This is a genomic window from Actinomycetospora straminea, assembly GCF_028737255.1.
Taxonomy (GTDB): Bacteria; Actinomycetota; Actinomycetes; order Mycobacteriales; family Pseudonocardiaceae; genus Actinomycetospora; species Actinomycetospora straminea.
The window spans coordinates 25,260-41,782 of the sequence record NZ_JAQZAN010000028.1 but is presented as its reverse complement, the minus strand read 5'-3'; the positions used below and the strand labels follow the sequence as shown (position 1 = coordinate 41,782).

The window sequence follows — 16,523 nt, the reverse complement described above, 5'->3', positions numbered from 1 at the left end:
GGGCCGTGAAGCCCGCCGCGTTCACCTACCACCGCGCGCACGACGTCGCGGACGCCGTCGGCCTGCTCACCGACCTCGCCGCCGCGGGCGAGGACCCGAAGATCATCGCCGGCGGGCAGAGCCTCATGCCGATGATGACCTTCCGCCTCGCCCGGCCCTCGGCGCTGGTCGACCTCGGCCCGCTGCGCCGGGTGCCGGCGATGACGGCGATCCGCGAGGAGGCCGGTGCGCTCACTCTCGGCGCGCTGGTCACCCACCACGCCGTCGAGACCGCGACCCTGCCCGCGGGCTTTGCCGTCCTCGCCCGCGCGATGCGCTGGGTCGGGCACCTGCCCATCCGCAGCCGCGGCACCGTCGCCGGCAGCCTCGTGCACGGCGACGCCACCGCCGAGTGGTGCCTGCTCGCGCTGCTGCTCGACGCGGTCGTCGTCGCCGAGGGCCCAGGCGGGCGTCGCGAGATCCCCGCCGACGAGCTCTTCCACGGCTTCTACGCCACCGCCGTCGAGCCCGACGAGGTCGTCGTCGAGGTCCGCTTCACCCGGCCCGCCCCGCACGCGGCGCTCACGGAGTTCGCCCGCCGCCACGGCGACTTCGCGATCGTCGACGCCGCGGTCGCCCTGGACCTCGACGGCGACCGCGTGACCGGTGGCCGCGTCGTCCTCGGCGGCGTGGCCCCCGCCCCGGTGCGGGTGCCCGAGGCCGAGGCGGTGCTGGCGGCCGGCGGCGACGCCGGGGACGACGCGCTGGTCGCGGCGGTCGCGGACGCCGCCGCCACGGCCATCGACCCGCCGGACGACCCGCAGACCACCGCCACCTACCGCCGCCGGCTCACCCGCACCCTCGTCGCGGACGCCTGCCGGCAGGCCGCGAGGGAACCGCAGCGATGACCACCACCGACCTCCCCGACCACAGCGTTCCCCACGAGGCCGCCGACCCCGACCGTCCGGTCCACGGCGGTCACGAGCACTCCCCCGACGAGCCGCGCTTCGACGGGCGCCGGGGTCGGTGGGTGGGCGCGTCGGTGCCGCGGCGCGAGGACCCGCGCCTGCTCACCGGCCGCGGCCGCTTCGTCGACGACATCGCGCTGCCCGGGATGCTGCACGCGGGCTTCGTGCGCGCGACCGTCGCGCACGCCCACCTCACCGCCCTCGACCTCTCCGCCACCCGCGCGGTGCCCGGCGTCGTCGCCGCGTTCGACGCCGCCGACCTCGCCCTCGGCGACATCGTCGCGATCCTCGACCGCCCGGCCGAGGAGTTCACGCCGACCGCGATGCCGGTGCTCGCGAGGAGCAAGGTCCGGTTCGTCGGCGAGCCGCTGGCGCTGGTCGTCGCGTCCGACCCGTACGCGGTGGAGGACGGGATCGAGGCCGCGCAGGTGTCCTACGACGTGCTCGACGCCGTCACGTCCGCCGAGGGCGCGCTCGCCGCGGGGGCGGCGGTGGTGCACGAGGAGGCCCCGGACAACGTCCTGCTCGACGTGTCGATGTTCGACACCCCGGGAGTCGACGAGGCGTTCGCCGACGCGGACGTCACGGTCGAGGTGACGACGCGCAGCGGCCGGCAGAACGCGCTGCCGCTGGAGACCCGGGGCGCGGTGGCGGCCTGGGACGCGCGCGACGACCAGCTGCTCGTGCAGACCTGCACCCAGGTCCCGCACCAGGTCCGCACGGTGCTCGCCCGCTCGCTCGGGATCCCCGAGCGCACGGTGCGCGTCACCGTCCCCGACATGGGCGGCGGCTTCGGGCAGAAGTGCGTCGTGGGCCGCGAGGAGATCGCGGTGGCCGCGGCCGCACGGCGGCTCGACCGTCCCGTGAAGTGGATCGAGGACCGTCGCGAGGCGCTGACGGCGGGCTTCCTCGCCCGCGAGCAGACCTACCGCACGCGCGCGGCGTTCGACGCCGACGGGCACATCACCGCGCTCGACGTCGACGTCGTCTGCGACATGGGCGCCTACTCCTGCTACCCCTTCACCGCCGGCATCGAGCCGCTCATGGCCTCGGCGGAGATGCCCAGCGTGTACCGGGTGCCCGCCTACCGGGTGCGCGGGCGCGCGATCACCAGCACCAAGGCCCCGACCGCGCCCTACCGCGGGGTCAGCCGCCCGCAGTACGTGATGGCGATCGAGCGCGTCATGGAGCGCGCCGCCCGCGCGCTCGACCTGGACCCGGTCGAGGTGCGGCGGCGCAACGTCATCACCGAGTTCCCGTACACGGGGATCAACGGCGTCACCTACGACCCGGGCACCTACCGCGAGTCGCTCGACCTCGCCGAGGCCACGATCCGCGAGGAGGGCTGGTACGAGGCGCGGGAGCGGGGCCGACAGGACGGCGGCCGGCACCTGGGCATCGGCTTCTGCTGCTTCTCCGAGCGCACCGGCTACGGCTCCGAGGCGTTCGCGAAGCGGAAGATGACCGTGGTCCCCGGGTTCGACATCTCCGAGATCCGCATGGACACCACCGGCTCGGTCGTCGTCACCAGCGGCACGATGAACCACGGGCAGTCGCACGAGACGACGTTCGCGCAGATCGTCGCCGACCGGCTGGGCCTCGACCCCGAGCACGTCAAGCTGCGCCAGGGCGACACCGAGCGCATCTCCTACGGGTGGGGCACGTTCGCGTCCCGGTCGGTGACGATCGGCGGCTCCGCGGTCGCGCTGGCCTCCGAGCGGCTCGGCGAGCTGCTCTGCCGCATCGCCGCGCACCTGCTCGAGACGCGTCCGGAGAACGTCGCGCTCGACGGTGACGGCGGCGTGGTCCAGCTCGACGACCCGTCGCGGCGCCTGCCGTTCGCCGACATCGCCGACGTCGCCCACCTGCGCGCGCACCTGCTGCCCAAGGACGTCGACCCGACGCTGACGGCCACCGCGAGCTTCGACGTCCCCGGCGACGGCACCTTCTCGAACGCCACGCACGCCGTGGTCGTCGAGGCCGACCCGGGCACCGGGCAGGTGCGCATCCTACGCTACGTCTGCGTCGAGGACTGCGGGGTCGTCGTCCACCCGCAGGTCGTCGAGGGGCAGTGCCGCGGTGGCATCGCGCAGGGCATCGCGGGGGCGCTGTTCGAGGAGGTCACCTACGACGCGCAGGGCGAGCCGTCGGCCGCGTCGTTCATCGACTACCTGGTGCCCACCGCCACCGAGATCCCCGACGTCTCGATCGCGCACCTGGAGACGCCGTGCGCGTTCACCGCCAACGGCGCGAAGGGCGCCGGCGAGGGCGGCACGATCGGCGCGCCCGCGGCGGTGCTCAACGCCGTCAACGACGCCCTGCGCCACACCGGCGTCGAGCTCGACACCACCCCGATCCACCCCGGGACGGTCCTGGACGCGCTGGAGGGCACCTCGTGAGCCACCCCGTGAACGACCCGCACCTGCTGACGCTCTCGGTCAACGACGCCGAGCACGAGGTCGTCGTCGAACCGCGGCGCACGCTCGCCGACGTCCTGCGCCACGACCTGCGCCTCACCGGCACCCACGTCGGCTGCGAGCACGGGGTGTGCGGGGCGTGCACCGTGCTGATCGATGGCGCCCCGGCGCGCGCGTGCCTCGTGTTCGCGGTGCAGGCCGAGGGCGCCGACGTCCGCACGGTCGAGTCGCTCGCCCGGGACGGGGAGCTCTCGGACCTGCAGCAGGCGTTCGGCGACCACCACGCCCTGCAGTGCGGCTTCTGCACGCCCGGCTTCCTCATGCTCGCCGAGGGCGTGCTGGCCGAGCAGCCCGACGCGTCGCGCGAGGACATCCGCGAGGCGCTCTCGGCGAACCTGTGCCGTTGCACCGGCTACCAGACCATCGTCGACGCGGTCCACGCGACGGCCTGCTCACGACGGGGGACGAACGCGTGATCCTGGACAACCACCTCGACGTGCCGGCCGCGCCGGACGCGGTGTTCTCGTTGCTCAACGACGTCGAGCGGGTCGCCGGGTGCCTGCCGGGCGCGACGCTCGAGGGCCGCGACGGCGAGGCGTACAAGGGCCGCGTGAAGGTCAAGGTCGGCCCGATCAGCGCCGCCTACGCGGGGACGCTGCGGTTCACCGAGGTCGTGCCCGAGGAGCGCACGCTGCGCATGTCCGCCCGGGCGTCGGACGCCCACGGCGCCGGCGACGCGGAGGCCGACGTCGTGCTGTCGGTGGCCGAGGCCGCCGGCGGCTCGACCCTCGACCTGCACACCGACCTGCTCATCCGGGGCAAGATCGCGCAGTTCGGCAAGGGCGCGATCACGACGGTCTCCGGCCGCCTGCTCGACCAGTTCGCCCGCAACCTCGCCGCCGAGCTCGCGTCCACCGACGCCGCGCCGGCACCCGGGGATGCCAGCGTGGCGTCCACGCCGGCGTCAGACAGCAGGAAATCCCCCACCTCGCCCGCACCCGCCACCCCCGACAGCGGCGAGGCGCTCGACGGCCTGGCGATGCTCCTGCCCCCGAACGCCGGCCGCTGGGCCGCGCTGGCGGGCGTCGCCGCGGTCGGCGTGTTCCAGGGCTACCTGCTCGGGCGCCTGCGCGGCCAGAAGGACCTCATCAGGGAGCTGCGCCGTGGCCGGTGAGCACCACGTCGACGCCGTCTACGCCCGCGCCGGCTTCGGCGCCGCCGTGCCCCGCGGGCCGCGCCCGGCGCTGGTCGTCGTCGACCTCACCCGCGGCTTCACCGAGGCCGCGTTCCCGTCGGGCTCGGACCTGACCGTCGAGGTCGCGGCGACCAACCGCCTCGTCGAGGCCGCCCGCCGCGGCGGCGCGCCGGTGGTCTGGACCGTCATCAGCTACACCCCCGCCGAGGCCGACGGCGACGCCATCGCCTGGCTGCGCAAGGCCCCGGGCATGCGCACCCTGCGCGAGGGCAGCGAGGCCGTCGCCCTCGACCCGCGCCTCGACCGCCGGGAGCACGATCCGGTGGTCGTCAAGAAGGGCGCCTCGGCCTTCCACGGCTCGGCGCTGGCGTCCCTCCTCACCGGCCTGCACGTCGACACGGCCGTGATCTGCGGCGCCACGACCTCGGGCTGCGTGCGGGCGAGCGCGGTGGACGCCGTCCAGTCCGGCTTCGACACCCTCGTCGTCGCCGACGCCTGCGGCGACCGTGCCCGCGCCCCGCACGACGCGGCACTGTTCGACCTGCAGGCGAAGTACGCCGACGTCGTCGCCCTCGACGACGCCGTGTCCTACCTCGACGACCCCTTCCGGAAGGCCGACACGTGACACAGCCCGAGCCCGCGGACCGCCGCGTCCTGTCCCAGCCGGCGCTCGCCGACCTCGGCGAGGTCCCGGCCGACAGCCGCTGGGTGCGCTCGCGCGGCCCGCTGCTGCACCTGCTCGACTACGGCCCCGAGGGTCGCCCGCCGCTCGTCGTCGTCCCGGGCATCACGAGCCCGGCGATCAGCATGGACTTCGTCGTGCGCGGGCTGACCGACCTCGTCCGTCCGGTCGTCCTCGACGTCCGCGGCCGCGGCCTGTCGGACAACGGCGACGCCTACGACCTCGACACCTACGCCCGCGACGTCGAGGCCGTCGTGCGCGGGCTGCGCCTGGAGCGCCCGATCCTGCTCGGGCACTCGATGGGCGCGCGCATCGTCGCGGCCACCGCCGCCGCCGGGCGGATCGACGCGCGCGGCTCGGTCCTCGTCGACCCGCCCATGAGCGGGCCCGGGCGCGGGCCCTACCCGACCACGCTCGAGACGTTCCTCGGCCAGCTCGACCAGGCCCGTGCGGGCGCGACCGCCGACGACGTCGCCGCGTCCTGGCCCCGCTGGCCCCGGCGCGAGCAGGAGCTGCGCGCCCGGTGGATGGGGTCGATCTCGCGCGACGCGATCGTCGCGACCCACGCGGGCTTCGAGTCCGAGGACTTCTTCGCGATCTGGCCCTCGGTGCCCGCCCCGACGGTGCTCATCCACGGCGGCGACAGCCCCGTCGTCACCGCGGCCGGCGCCGAGGAGGCCGCGAAGGCCAACCCGGAGGCCTCGGTGGTCGACGTCCCGGGCACGGGGCACATGGTGTTCTGGGACGACCCCGCCGCCGCGCTCGAGGCCACGCGCGAGGCCCTTCGCTCCCTGGTCTGAGCGAAGGGCCCCTTCGCTCGATCGATGCGAGCGAAGGGGCCCTCCGGTCACGACCGGGCACGGCGTCAGGCCACGCGGGTGAGCGCTCCCGGGTCGGCGTGCGTGCCGTCGAGCAGCGCGCCGGCGTCGGGCACGCGCGTCTCGAGGCCCACCTCGGACAGGATGCGGAAGGTCGTCGCCGTGGCCGCGGACAGCACCGGCAGGCCGACCTCGTCCTGCACGGCCTCGAGCACCGGCAGCGAGGGCATCTGCACGCACGCCGAGAGCACGAGGGCGTCGGCGCCGCTCACGTCGACCTTCTTGTGGTGCTCCCGCAGGTCCTGCGGATCGAGCCGGGCGACGGCGAGGTTGTCGGGCACCTGCAGCGACAGGGAGTCGACGACCTCGACGCCCGCGTCCTCCAGGTACGCCACGACGGCCTGGGTCAGCGGCTCCATGTACGGCGTCACGATGGCGACGCGCTTCGCCCCCAGCGCCGCGATGCCCGAGAGCAGGGCGCCCGCGCTCGAGACGACCGGGGCCGACGAGCCCTCGGCCCGCAGCGCGGCGGTGATGTCGTCCTCGGCGGTGCAGTGGAACCCGGGGCCCTGGGCCATGATCGCGACGAGGCAGGCGGTGGCGACGACGTCCGGGCGGGCGTCGGCGAGCTCGGTGGCCGCGCGGGCCGCCTGCTCGTTCATGGCCTTGAGCTGCTCGGGCGTCACGTGCTGCATGCGCGCCCGGGCCGCGTGGAAGACGAACCGGTCGTCGGGCAGCACCCGCTCCCGCGCGGCGAGCATGCGCGGGAGCTCGGTCTCCATCGTCAGGTTGGAACTCGGGACGATCATCCCGATGTGGTGATCGGTCACCGCGTCGCCACCGGCTTCATCTCGGGGATGGTCAGCTCACCCTGGTCGACGACGAGCTCGTCGTCCAGGTAGAGCGAGTTGCCGCGCATCGGGATGTCGAAGTGGCACGGGGTGTCGTTCGGGCCCCCGAGCTCGTTGTTCGGGCCGATCGAGAACATGACGTTGCCGTAGAAGCTGCGCAGCTCCATGCCCATGCCGCCCGGGAACTGGGTCAGCCCGTGCCAGTGGGCGCGCTCGTCGAGGCCCCAGCCGACGTGGCTCATGCCGTAGCCGCGGGGGTCGTCGAAGCTCGTGATGTAGCTCGAGAGGAGCTCGGCGTCGAGACCGCCGCGGATGTCCCGGATGAAGCCCTGCTCGATCGTCAGCGTCACCGGCGTCTGCACGTAGGTGTTGAACGGCAGCAGCACGTCGCCCGGCGAGAGCACGATCTGGCCGTCGACCCCGTCGTCGGCGCCGCCGGTGAACACGAACGCGGCGGGCCAGTGGTCCCAGCGCCCGGGGGTGTCGGTGTAGCCGTACTCGCTCATCGTCGGGTAGACGCCGAGGCGGTAGGTGACGTCGGTGCCGGCGGGGCTGGTGATGCGCATCGTCTGCGCCTTGGCCAGCAGGTCGGCGCCGTACTCGACGCGCTCGCGCAGCTCGGTCGTCGGCATGAGCCGGGCCAGCAGCTCGGGCGGCTCGACGGCGGTGAGGATGCGGGTGCCGGCGTCCTGGATCGCGAACTGCTCGGGCGAGAAGAGCAGGAACGTGCAGTCGACGAGCATGTCGACCGACTTCAGCGCCTCGACGGCCAGCGGGATGTTCCCGAGGCCGGAGTCGCCGACGGCCCACGCGCCCGACGCGCTGGCGGGCGGGGGCAGGCGCAGGTGGAAGGTCGCTGCCCCGAGCTGCTGGGCCGCCCACAGGAACGCGTCGGCGTACTCCCCGCGCTCGGCCCCGCGGGTCAGCACGGCCACGGTCTCGCCCTCGTGCACGCCGGAGAGCCGCAGCTGCTGCAGGCAGATGTCGTTGAACAGGTTCTGGTCCATCGGTCGACCACCTCCGCTTCAATCCGAGCACGTACTATCCGAGCACGCAAGGTCTGCAACGCAATCGTCATGCCCGGACCGCTGTCCGGACCAGGGGCCTACGCTGCCCCGGTGGCTCCCGAGGACGAACGCATCGCCCTGTTCCTCGACTACGAGAACCTCGCGATCGGGGCGCGGGACGGGCTGGGGGTGTCCCCCTTCGACTTCGGGCCGGTCGCCGACGCGCTGGCCGAGCGGGGCCGCGTCGTGACGCGCCGCGCCTACGGCGACTGGTCCGCCTTCGACGAGGACCGCCGCCTGCTCGCCCGCGCGCAGGTCGAGCTCATCGAGATCCCGCAGCGGATCGGCGGGTCCCGCAAGAACGCCGCGGACATCAAGATGGCCGTCGACGCGATCGAGCTCGCCTACGAGCGCGGGTTCGTCACCACCTTCGCGATCGGCACCGGCGACTCCGACTTCACCCCGCTCATGCACAAGCTGCGCGAGATGGACAAGCGCGTCATCGGCATCGGCGTGCAGTCGTCGACGTCGAAGCTCCTGCCCGCGGCGTGCGACGAGTTCCTCTTCTACGACCGGCTGCCCGGCGTCGAGGGCCGCGCGGTCACGAGCCGGCCCGCGCGCCGCCGCCCGGGCGCCGCGGCGCCGTCGGAGCCCGCCGCCCCCGAGCCGGCCCCGGCCGTCGAGCGGGAGGAGCCGCCGGCGGCCGCCGACCCCGACCTCGACGCCGTCGTCACCAGCACCCTCGCCGGCCTCGCCCGCGCCACCGACGGCCCCGTGCGCGCCTCCACCCTCAAGCGCGCGATCCTCCGCAAGGACCCGACCTTCGACGAGGGCGACCAGGGCTTCCGCGGCTTCGGCGAGCTGCTGCGCCACCTCGAGAACCGCGGCGTCCTCGCCCTCGCGCCGGGCACCGCGGCGGGCGACCCCGAGGTCGCCTTCCCGGAGAACGCGTCGGCCGAGGACGAGGCGTTCGCGCTGCTCGCGCAAACCGTCCGCGACCTGCAGGGAGCCGGCGGCCCGCCCCAGCTCTCGGGGCTCAAGGACCAGATGCGCAAGCGCGAGCCGGGGTTCTCGGAGAAGCGCTACGGGTTCTCGAACTTCCTGTCCTTCGCCCGCGCCGCCCGCGCCCGCGACCTCGTGACCATGGAGTGGGACGAGGGCCGCGGGGACTACCAGCTGCGCGCCAGCTAGATCACCGGTGCTGGCGGCGGCTCCCGCCGTGCCAGTCCTCCACGACGCCCACCTCGTCGGTGGAGACGCCGAACGACGGCAGCTGCGGCTGCTCGCGCAGCGAGCGCTTGAGCTCGGCGAACCCGGGGAAGCGTGCGAGCCCGACCGCGTGGTCCCACAGCTCGCCCGCCTGCTCCGCGGTCGGCATCCGGCTGATCACCGGGCCGAAGAACGCGAGCCCCTCCGGCGGGTCGACCTGGATGATCGGGGTGCCGACGTCCCGGCCGGTCAGGGCGAGCGCCTCGTCGGTCTCGGCCTGCACGACCTCGTCCCAGGCGGTGTCGTCGGCCGCCTCCGCCAGCGACGTCGGCAGGTCCGCCGTGGTCAGCACGGCCCCCAGGAACGCGTCCGAGCCGTGCGCCTCGCGCGCCGCGGCGGTGTCGGGCACCGGCTCCTGCTCGAAGACGTGGCGGCCGAACGCCTCCTGCAGGCGGTCGAGGGCCTCGGTGCCGTGCTCCTTGCGCGTCCGCGCCGCCACGCGCAGCCCGCGCAGGCCCGCGGTGTGGCCCGCCTCGTACTCCGGCGGGAACTGCGCGGCGTAGTCCACCCCCGCGTTGACCAGGCGCAACGAGATGAAGCGCCACTCGACGGCGAGGTCGCGCTGGCCGGCGACCAGGCGCAGCCACTTGCTCGTCATCCAGCAGAAGGGGCAGATCGGGTCGAACCAGAAGCGGACGTCCACGCCGGAGACCCTAGGTCGGCGTGATCAGGCCCGCACCCGGCCGGCGAGGGTGCCCAGGCCCGGGCCGTCGAGCTCGTCGAGGGCGTCGGCCCGCCCGGCCGCGGCCATCAGCACCGCTTCGCCCGGGCCGGTCACCTCGGGACCCTTCCCCCACGTCCAGTCGACGTCGGTGGCCACCAGGCGCAGCCCGCGGATGCGGTGGGCGGCGTGGATCGGCGGGGCGATCACGGCGAAGGCGAGGACCGTGCGCAGCCGCTCGGGCGGGATGGTGCGCGGCAGTCCGAGGGGACGGCGGATGTCCTGGTGGTGGATGGTGCCGTCGGTGAGCGCGACCCGGTACCCGAACCGCGCCGCGACCCCCTCCGGGGTGCGGTAGCGGCGCACGAGGTCGACGAGGTTCCACGGGTCGAGCTCGTGCAGGGCGTCGACGGCACGACGGTTGGCGCGGTCCGGGGAGAAGCCCGACTGCACCAGGGTGCGCACGAACCCCGTCATGCCCTGCACGTCGTAGCTGATGACGTGGGCGACGACGTCGCGCACCGACCACCCGGAGCACAGCGTCGGCGCGTCCCACTGCTCCGGGGTGAGCGTGGCGAGGAGGTCGGCGAGCTCCCCGCGCTCCTCGCGGGCCAGGGCGAGCACGTCGGCCATGCGCGGCATCCTGGCAGCAGGGCGCAGCGGCGCACGAGTCGCCGGTCAGCCCAGCGAGTCCTGCAGCCGGCGCATCCCCGCGAGCCACCGCTCGTAGTCGTCGCCCTTGCGCCGGAAGAAGGTCAGCACCTCCGGGTGGGGCAGGATCAGGAACTCCTCGCGCCGCACGCCCTCGACGACGGCGTCCGCCACCGCCTCGGGTGTCAGCACCTCGCCGGCCGCCCGGACCGCGCCGGTGGCCCGCGAGCCCATGCCGCCCGGGTCGACCTCGAGCATCGGCGTCGCCACACCCATGGGGCAGACGGTGCTCACCCGGAGGCCGCGCCCGCCGTAGGTCACCGAGAGCCACTCGGCGAACGCCACCGCCGCGTGCTTGCTGACCGCGTAGGGCGCCGACCCGATCTGGGTGAGCAGGCCCGCCGCCGACGCCGTCGCGACGAAGTAGCCCTCGCCGCGCTCGAGCCACCCGGGCAGCAGCAGGCGCGCGGCGGTGATGTGCGCGCGGACGTTGACGTCGAGGACCGTGTCCCAGACGTCGTCGGGCGTCTCGACCGGATCGGTGCCCGCGGCGACGCCGGCGTTGGCGAAGAACAGGTCGACCGGCCCGAGCGCGCCCGCCACCTCGGTGAGCATCGCCGCGGTGGCGTCGGCGTCGGTGACGTCGAGGGGGCGGACGAGGTCCGCGTCGACACCGCCGAGGGCCCCGTCCCGGTCGGTGGCCGCGACCCGGGCGCCCGCCCCGCGCAGCGCGTCCACCAGTGCCCGCCCGATGCCGCCGCCGGCCCCGGTGACGACGGCGACGCGATCAGTCAGCTCCATGCGGTGACGGTGTCAGACCCGCTCGATGATCGTCGCGTTGGACTGGCCGCCGCCCTCGCACATCGTCTGCAGCCCGCGGGTGCCGCCGGTGCGGTGCAGCTCGTGGATCAGCTTGGTCGCGAGGATCGCGCCGGTGGCGCCGAGCGGGTGGCCCATGGCGATGGCGCCGCCGTTGACGTTGGTGCGCTCCAGCGGGGCACCGGTCTCCTGCGCCCAGGCCAGCACGACGGGCGCGAACGCCTCGTTGCACTCGAAGAGGTCGATGTCGTCGATCGAGAGCCCCGCGCGGCGCAGGACGGCGCGGGTGGCGGGGATCGGGCCGGTCAGCATGAGGACCGGGTCCTCGCCGACCACCGACAGCGTCGTGACCTTGGCGATCGGCGTGAGGCCGTGGGTGCGCAGCGCATCCTCGGAGACGACGAGCAGGGCCGCGGCGCCGACCGACACCTGGCTGGACACGGCCGCGGTGATCTCGTAGCCCTCGCGCAGGGGCGGCAGCGTCGACATCTTCTCGACGTTGGTGTCCGGGCGGATGCCCTCGTCGCGGTCGAGGCCGTTCAGCGGCGCGATCTGGCCGGTGAAGCGACCCTCGTCGGTCGCCCGGGCGGCGCGGCGGTGGCTCTCGACCGCGAACTCCTCGAGCTGCGGGCGGCGCAGGCCCCACTTCTCGGCGATGAGCTGGGCCCCGCGGAACTGGCTGATCTCCTGCTCGCCGTAGCGCTCGATCCAGCCCGGGCCCTCGCGGCGCGTGCCCATGCGCTCGAGCACGGCGGCGTTGGCGTCGATGGGGACGATCGCCATGTTCTCGACGCCCGCGGCGATGACCATGTCCTGGGTGCCCGACAGCACCGCCTGGGCGGCGAAGTGCAGGGCCTGCTGCGAGGAGCCGCAGGCGCGGTTGATCGTCGTGCCGGGCACGTGCTCGGGGAAGCCGGCCGAGAGCCACGCGGTGCGCCCGATGACGCCGGCCTGCGGGCCCAGCTGCGAGACGCAGCCCATGAGGACGTCCTCGACGGCGCCGGGGTCGATGCCGGTGCGCTCCACCAGGGCGGTCAGCGCGTGCGCGCCCAGGTCGGCGGGGTGCACGTCGGCCAGCACGCCCTTGCGGGTGCCGACCGGCGTGCGGACGGCGTCGACGATGTACGCCTCGGTGACGGCCACGGGCTCTCCTCGGTGAGTGATCGTGGGGGCTTCCCTGACGTCCAGTGTCAGCGTGGCCGCCAGGCTGACACCAGGGGTGACCACGTCACTCCCGCGCGGTCACCGCGGGACCGGTCAGCCCGCGCGGGACTCGCGGGCCTCGCGGACCTCGCGGGCCTCGCGGACGAGCCGGCGGGCGCGGGCGACGTCGGGCGGCGCGGGGATGTCGGGCAGCAGGGTCGTCGCCGTGTAGAGCGCGCGCAGGGCGAGGGTGACGCCGAGGTCCGTGGTCGGCAGGCCCGGCAGCCCGTACATCCTCCGCGCCCACCGCGGCAGCGTCGAGAACGAGATCGCGGCGACCGACGACAGCGTCAGCGCGATCCCGGTAGGCGCGCCGGGCTGCGGCGTGAGCAGGCCCCCGACGCCCCGGCGCGCCTCGTCGGTGAGCCGCAGCCGGGGGCGCACGCGCTCGAAGTACGCGGCGAGCTCGGCCCGCGACGCCGGGACGATCGCCGGGTCGAGGCCCACGACCTCGGCGGCCCGCACGCTCTCGGCGACGTAGGCGTCGGCCTCGGCGTCGTCGACCACCCCGGCGCGGCGGGCCACGTCGACGTACGAGTCGATCTCGGCGTTGTGCACCCAGAGGAGGTTCTCCGGGTCGTCGAGGGCGATCTCGGTGCCGTCCGGGTCGCGGCCGCGCAGGGTCGAGTGGAGGCGGCGGACGCGCGAGCCCGCCTCCTCCACGTCGGCGCGCGAGCCGAACGTGCGGGTGCCGACGAACCCGACGGTCCGCTGGAAGCGCGGCCACGCCTTCTTCGGGTCGAACAGGGCGGAGTTCTGGAAGGTCGCCCGCATGACCTGCGGGTGGAGCGACTGCAGCAGCAGCGCCCGCATCCCGGCCACCCACAGCACCGGCTCCAGCTGCACCCGCCAGGTCACCGACGTCGGACCGAAGAGGCCGAGGTCCCCGACGTCCCCGAGGTCGTCATCGGTCACCGCCGCCGCGCCCGTCATGGGGACGGGGTCACCGATCCGCGGCGTGTCAACCGCGCTCCTCCGCGAGCCGGGCCGCGGTCTGCGACACCTTCGCCTCCGCCAGCGCCGCCCGCCGCTCGGCCTTCCACACCCGCTTCTCGGCCTTCTTCTCCGCGCGCCGGCGCCCGGTGCCGAGCAGGAGCGCGACGCCGATGCCGAGCATCCAGATGTCCTTGGCGATCGGCGTGCCCTGCTGGGTCGGGCGCAGCCTGCCGTCGTGCATCCCCGGCGTGCGCAGGTAGAGCCCGAGCATGCCCGACGAGAAGCCGGTCAGCGCGGCGCCGGCGACGCGGCCGGAGACGAACGGGGCGAGCAACGTCGCGCCGACGGCCATCTCCCCCACGGACAGGACCTTGAGGAACGTCGGCGGGTCCATGTCCTTGAGGAACGGGTAGGCGCCCGAGGCGAAGCCGTGCAGCCCGGACGCGGTCTCCTCGTCGCCGGACCACTTCTGCAGGCCCGAGTTGAGGATGAAGGCCCCGGTGGCGAGACGCTGCGGCACCTGGGCGAGGTCGACGGAAGGCATGGGCGCATCGTGCTCCGGTGGCCGCGCGCTCGCACGGCCGGGCCGGTCGGCCCACCCCGCTCTGCCGTTAGGCTCCGCCCGTGTCCGCCGCGGACCCGGGGCCCCGATGACCGTGCTGCCCGTCTGGGCGCTGTTCGTCCTGCTCGTCGTCGTCGTCCCCGCGCTGGTCATCGGGCTCCAGGTGCTCGTCCGCCGCCGGTGGCCCCACCTCGCCGAGGGCGAGCACAACGACGTCGCCGGCTACCTCATCGCCATCGTCGGCGTGATCTACGCGGTGCTGCTGGCCTTCGTCGTCGTGGTGACCTGGCAGCAGTTCAGCCGGGCCTCCGAGGTCGTCGGCCAGGAGGCGAGCGCCCTGCGCGGGCTCTACCGCGAGAGCGCCGCGTTCCCGCCGGAGGTCCGCGCCGGCATCCAGACCGACGTCCGCGACTACGCCGCCGCCGTGGTGACCGAGGAGTGGCCCGCGATGGGCCGCGGGGAGCCCGGCGACCCGGCGGTGGCCGAGGTCCTCGACCGCATGGCCGCCCGCCTCGCGACGCTGCCCGCGGACACGCCGATCCAGCAGCAGTACGTCGCCGTCGAGGCCGACCGCTTCGCCGAGGTCGTGTCCTTCCGCTCCCAGCGCCTCGACTTCGTCGGCCAGGGCCTGCCCGTCGTGCTGTGGATCGCGCTCGTGCTCGGCGCGGTCGTCACGATCGGCTTCGGCATGATCTTCGGGCTGCGCAGCACCGCGCTGCACCTGCTGATGACCGGCAGCCTCGCCGCCACGATCGGCGTGCTGCTCTTCGTCGCCGTCGCGATCGACCAGCCGTTCCGGGGCGACGTCGCGGTGGCGCCCGCGCCGGTGCAGCGGGTGCTCACCGACTTCACGCGCTGATCAGTCCAGGCCCGCCACCAGCCGCGGGAGGAGCTCGCCGGTCCCGCCGCGCAGCACCACCGTGGCGACGTCGTCGTACGGCGTCGGCTCGGCGTTGACGATGACCACCGCCGCGCCCGCGGCCGCCGCGAGGTCGACGACGCCCGCCGCCGGGTGCACGCCCAGCGACGTCCCGGCGGCGAGCAGCACGTCGGCCTGCACCGCGGCCCGCCGGGCCCGCATGACCACGCCCGCGTCGAGCTCCTGGCCGAACGAGATCGTCGCCGACTTGAGGACACCGCCGCAGAGCACGCACGGCGGGTCCTCCTCGCCGGCCGCGACGCGGGCGAGCGTCTCGGGCATCGGTGCGCGGGCGCCGCACGACAGGCACTGCGTCTGGTGCACCGTCCCGTGCAGCTCGACGACCAGGTCCGGCGACGACCCGGCCGCCTGGTGCAGCTCGTCGATGTTCTGGGTCAGCAGCGCGAGCAGCCGCCCGGAGCGCTCGAGCTCGACGAGCGCGGTGTGCGCAGGACCGGGGCGCGCCCGCCACACCGGGTGCACGGCGCGCTGGCGCCACGACTCGCGCCGCACCTCCGGGTCGGAGACGTAGGCCTGCAGCGTCGAGAGCCGCTCGGCCGACGGGTCACGTGTCCAGACGCCCTGCGGGCCGCGGAAGTCGGGGATGCCGGAGTCGGTGGACACCCCCGCGCCGGTGAGCACGGTGACCCGCTCGGCCCGCGCCAGGAGGTCCGCGGCCCGGGCCACGTCGGCATCCTCGGCAGCTACCTCGGCAGCGGCGTCGGCGTGGTCGCTCATGCCCCCACCGTCCCCCACACGGAGGGCACGTGTAACACGCCCTTCATTCACCCCGAACTCACCCGTGCGGCGTCGCGAGCACCTCCGGGTGACGGATCCCCGGCTCGGGCGCCCACCGGGGAGGGGTGTCGTGGGGACCCACCGTCAGCCGTCATCGCGTGTCATCGGTGTGCACAGCCTGCCGACCGCCGTCATCTCGCTCATCCAGGAGCAGGCCGAGGTCCGCGGGCTGGGTCGCGACCCGCTGCCCGAGGTCACGCACGCCGTGCGGACCGACGTCGTCGTCGGGACCACGGGGTGGTTCGGGCGGGGCCGCCCGCGCCGCCGGACCACCGAGCTCCTGCTCACGCAGGATGTCCTCGTGGTCACCGATCGCGATCCCGATCGCGACGGGCCCGACCCGGACGCGCAGGTCGCGTTCCACCGGCTCCCCCAGCTCGAGGTCACGCGCGTCGAGGGACCCGAGCCGGGCATCGGCCTGCTGTCCACGCCCGTCGGGGCCACCGAGCGCGGCTCCCGGGTGGTCGTCACCGACGGCGGACCGGAGACCGACCGCTTCCACCGCGCGCTCGCCGAGGCCGCGGAACGCTCCCGGCGCGTCGACGTGCCGTCCTCGCGGCTGCCGGCCGAGGCGGTGCCCGCGCCGTCCGAGGTGTCCTGACCGAGGACACCCGGCGCGAGCGCGCCGCGGGCGAGCGGCGACGACTCCGCCGGTGCTGCTGGCTCAACGGCCGGCGGAGCCGTCCCGACCGCCGGCCTCCGGCCGGCGGTGACGAACCGTTTCCCGAACCGGCGCCGGTGCGAAACGGCGCGCGGGGATCGATCGGGGCGACCGCTACCCTGGGCCC

Annotated in this window: 18 protein-coding genes; 9 read left to right on the top strand and 9 right to left on the bottom strand. The window is 74.8% G+C overall.

From position 1 onward, the window contains the following. Nucleotides 1-5 precede the first annotated feature (5 nt). From PH190_RS27605 to PH190_RS27580, 6 genes are read left to right on the top strand one after another with little or no spacing between them, the layout of a single operon-like run. On the top strand, nucleotides 6-887 hold the full coding sequence (locus tag PH190_RS27605) for an FAD binding domain-containing protein (protein WP_274234746.1): 882 nt from the start codon (nucleotides 6-8) through the stop codon (nucleotides 885-887). Beyond that, nucleotides 884-3,346, top strand: a complete 2,463-nt coding sequence (locus PH190_RS27600; RefSeq protein WP_274234745.1) for a xanthine dehydrogenase family protein molybdopterin-binding subunit — start codon at nucleotides 884-886, stop codon at nucleotides 3,344-3,346. The genes PH190_RS27605 and PH190_RS27600 overlap by 4 nt, the downstream gene beginning before the upstream one ends. Nucleotides 3,347-3,354: 8 nt before the next feature. Continuing rightward, nucleotides 3,355-3,840, top strand: a complete 486-nt coding sequence (locus tag PH190_RS27595) for a (2Fe-2S)-binding protein (protein WP_274234769.1) — start codon at nucleotides 3,355-3,357, stop codon at nucleotides 3,838-3,840. Further along, on the top strand, nucleotides 3,837-4,538 hold the full coding sequence (locus PH190_RS27590) for an SRPBCC family protein (protein ID WP_274234744.1): 702 nt from the start codon (nucleotides 3,837-3,839) through the stop codon (nucleotides 4,536-4,538). The genes PH190_RS27595 and PH190_RS27590 overlap by 4 nt, the downstream gene beginning before the upstream one ends. Then, nucleotides 4,528-5,184, top strand: coding sequence for an isochorismatase family protein (locus PH190_RS27585; protein WP_274234743.1), 657 nt, complete (start codon nucleotides 4,528-4,530; stop codon nucleotides 5,182-5,184). The genes PH190_RS27590 and PH190_RS27585 overlap by 11 nt, the downstream gene beginning before the upstream one ends. Further along, on the top strand, nucleotides 5,181-6,041 hold the full coding sequence (locus PH190_RS27580; RefSeq protein WP_274234742.1) for an alpha/beta fold hydrolase: 861 nt from the start codon (nucleotides 5,181-5,183) through the stop codon (nucleotides 6,039-6,041). The genes PH190_RS27585 and PH190_RS27580 overlap by 4 nt, the downstream gene beginning before the upstream one ends. Nucleotides 6,042-6,106: 65 nt before the next feature. Here PH190_RS27580 and PH190_RS27575 read toward each other — a convergent pair whose 3' ends face one another. Then, nucleotides 6,107-6,889, bottom strand: coding sequence for a maleate cis-trans isomerase family protein (locus PH190_RS27575; protein WP_274234741.1), 783 nt, complete (start codon nucleotides 6,887-6,889; stop codon nucleotides 6,107-6,109). After that, a complete protein-coding gene (locus tag PH190_RS27570; RefSeq protein WP_274234740.1) occupies nucleotides 6,886-7,917 on the bottom strand; it encodes a 2,5-dihydroxypyridine 5,6-dioxygenase NicX family protein in 1,032 nt (343 codons plus the stop codon). Before PH190_RS27570 ends, PH190_RS27575 begins: the two co-directional genes overlap by 4 nt. Nucleotides 7,918-8,028: 111 nt before the next feature. Between PH190_RS27570 and PH190_RS27565 the strand changes: the two genes are divergently transcribed. Continuing rightward, complete coding sequence (locus PH190_RS27565) at nucleotides 8,029-9,108, top strand: PIN domain-containing protein (RefSeq protein WP_274234739.1); 1,080 nt, start codon at nucleotides 8,029-8,031, stop codon at nucleotides 9,106-9,108. A 1-nt stretch (nucleotide 9,109) separates the two neighbouring features. Here the strand turns inward: PH190_RS27565 and PH190_RS27560 are convergent, their stop codons facing one another. The 6 genes from PH190_RS27560 to PH190_RS27535 all read right to left on the bottom strand — a co-directional run bounded on the left by PH190_RS27560 (nucleotide 9,110) and on the right by PH190_RS27535 (nucleotide 14,000). Then, nucleotides 9,110-9,829: a DsbA family protein gene (locus tag PH190_RS27560; RefSeq protein ID WP_274234738.1), complete on the bottom strand. Its 720-nt coding sequence runs from the start codon at nucleotides 9,827-9,829 to the stop codon at nucleotides 9,110-9,112. Nucleotides 9,830-9,853: 24 nt separating this feature from the next. Beyond that, nucleotides 9,854-10,480, bottom strand: coding sequence for a maleylpyruvate isomerase family mycothiol-dependent enzyme (locus PH190_RS27555; protein ID WP_274234737.1), 627 nt, complete (start codon nucleotides 10,478-10,480; stop codon nucleotides 9,854-9,856). Between the two features lie 45 nt (nucleotides 10,481-10,525). After that, nucleotides 10,526-11,299, bottom strand: a complete 774-nt coding sequence (locus PH190_RS27550; protein ID WP_274234736.1) for an SDR family oxidoreductase — start codon at nucleotides 11,297-11,299, stop codon at nucleotides 10,526-10,528. Nucleotides 11,300-11,311: 12 nt separating this feature from the next. Then, on the bottom strand, nucleotides 11,312-12,460 hold the full coding sequence (locus PH190_RS27545) for an acetyl-CoA C-acetyltransferase (RefSeq protein WP_274234735.1): 1,149 nt from the start codon (nucleotides 12,458-12,460) through the stop codon (nucleotides 11,312-11,314). Nucleotides 12,461-12,574: 114 nt separating this feature from the next. Continuing rightward, nucleotides 12,575-13,453, bottom strand: coding sequence for an oxygenase MpaB family protein (locus tag PH190_RS27540; protein ID WP_274234734.1), 879 nt, complete (start codon nucleotides 13,451-13,453; stop codon nucleotides 12,575-12,577). 28 nt (nucleotides 13,454-13,481) lie between these two features. Then, a complete protein-coding gene (locus tag PH190_RS27535) occupies nucleotides 13,482-14,000 on the bottom strand; it encodes a hypothetical protein (protein WP_274234733.1) in 519 nt (172 codons plus the stop codon). Nucleotides 14,001-14,106: 106 nt separating this feature from the next. Here PH190_RS27535 and PH190_RS27530 point away from each other — a divergent pair, with 106 nt between their 5' ends. Continuing rightward, nucleotides 14,107-14,877, top strand: coding sequence for a bestrophin-like domain (locus PH190_RS27530; RefSeq protein ID WP_274234732.1), 771 nt, complete (start codon nucleotides 14,107-14,109; stop codon nucleotides 14,875-14,877). Here the strand turns inward: PH190_RS27530 and PH190_RS27525 are convergent, their stop codons facing one another. Further along, on the bottom strand, nucleotides 14,878-15,675 hold the full coding sequence (locus PH190_RS27525; protein WP_274234731.1) for an SIR2 family NAD-dependent protein deacylase: 798 nt from the start codon (nucleotides 15,673-15,675) through the stop codon (nucleotides 14,878-14,880). A gap of 169 nt (nucleotides 15,676-15,844) precedes the next feature. On the opposite strand from PH190_RS27525, the gene PH190_RS27520 reads away from it, so the two are divergent. Further along, nucleotides 15,845-16,336: a hypothetical protein gene (locus PH190_RS27520; RefSeq protein WP_274234730.1), complete on the top strand. Its 492-nt coding sequence runs from the start codon at nucleotides 15,845-15,847 to the stop codon at nucleotides 16,334-16,336. Nucleotides 16,337-16,523 lie beyond the last annotated feature (187 nt).

Excerpts from the sequence above, each read along its gene's own strand:
- PH190_RS27540 (WP_274234734.1), bottom strand. The coding sequence starts at position 13,453 with ATGACGGGCGCGGCGGCGGTGACCGATGACGACCTCGGGGACGTCGGG.
- PH190_RS27535 (WP_274234733.1), bottom strand. The coding sequence starts at position 14,000 with ATGCCTTCCGTCGACCTCGCCCAGGTGCCGCAGCGTCTCGCCACCGGG.
- PH190_RS27570 (WP_274234740.1), bottom strand. The coding sequence starts at position 7,917 with ATGGACCAGAACCTGTTCAACGACATCTGCCTGCAGCAGCTGCGGCTC.
- PH190_RS27525 (WP_274234731.1), bottom strand. The coding sequence starts at position 15,675 with ATGAGCGACCACGCCGACGCCGCTGCCGAGGTAGCTGCCGAGGATGCC.
- PH190_RS27550 (WP_274234736.1), bottom strand. The coding sequence starts at position 11,299 with ATGGAGCTGACTGATCGCGTCGCCGTCGTCACCGGGGCCGGCGGCGGC.
- PH190_RS27555 (WP_274234737.1), bottom strand. The coding sequence starts at position 10,480 with ATGGCCGACGTGCTCGCCCTGGCCCGCGAGGAGCGCGGGGAGCTCGCC.
- PH190_RS27600 (WP_274234745.1), top strand. The coding sequence starts at position 884 with ATGACCACCACCGACCTCCCCGACCACAGCGTTCCCCACGAGGCCGCC.
- PH190_RS27530 (WP_274234732.1), top strand. The coding sequence starts at position 14,107 with ATGACCGTGCTGCCCGTCTGGGCGCTGTTCGTCCTGCTCGTCGTCGTC.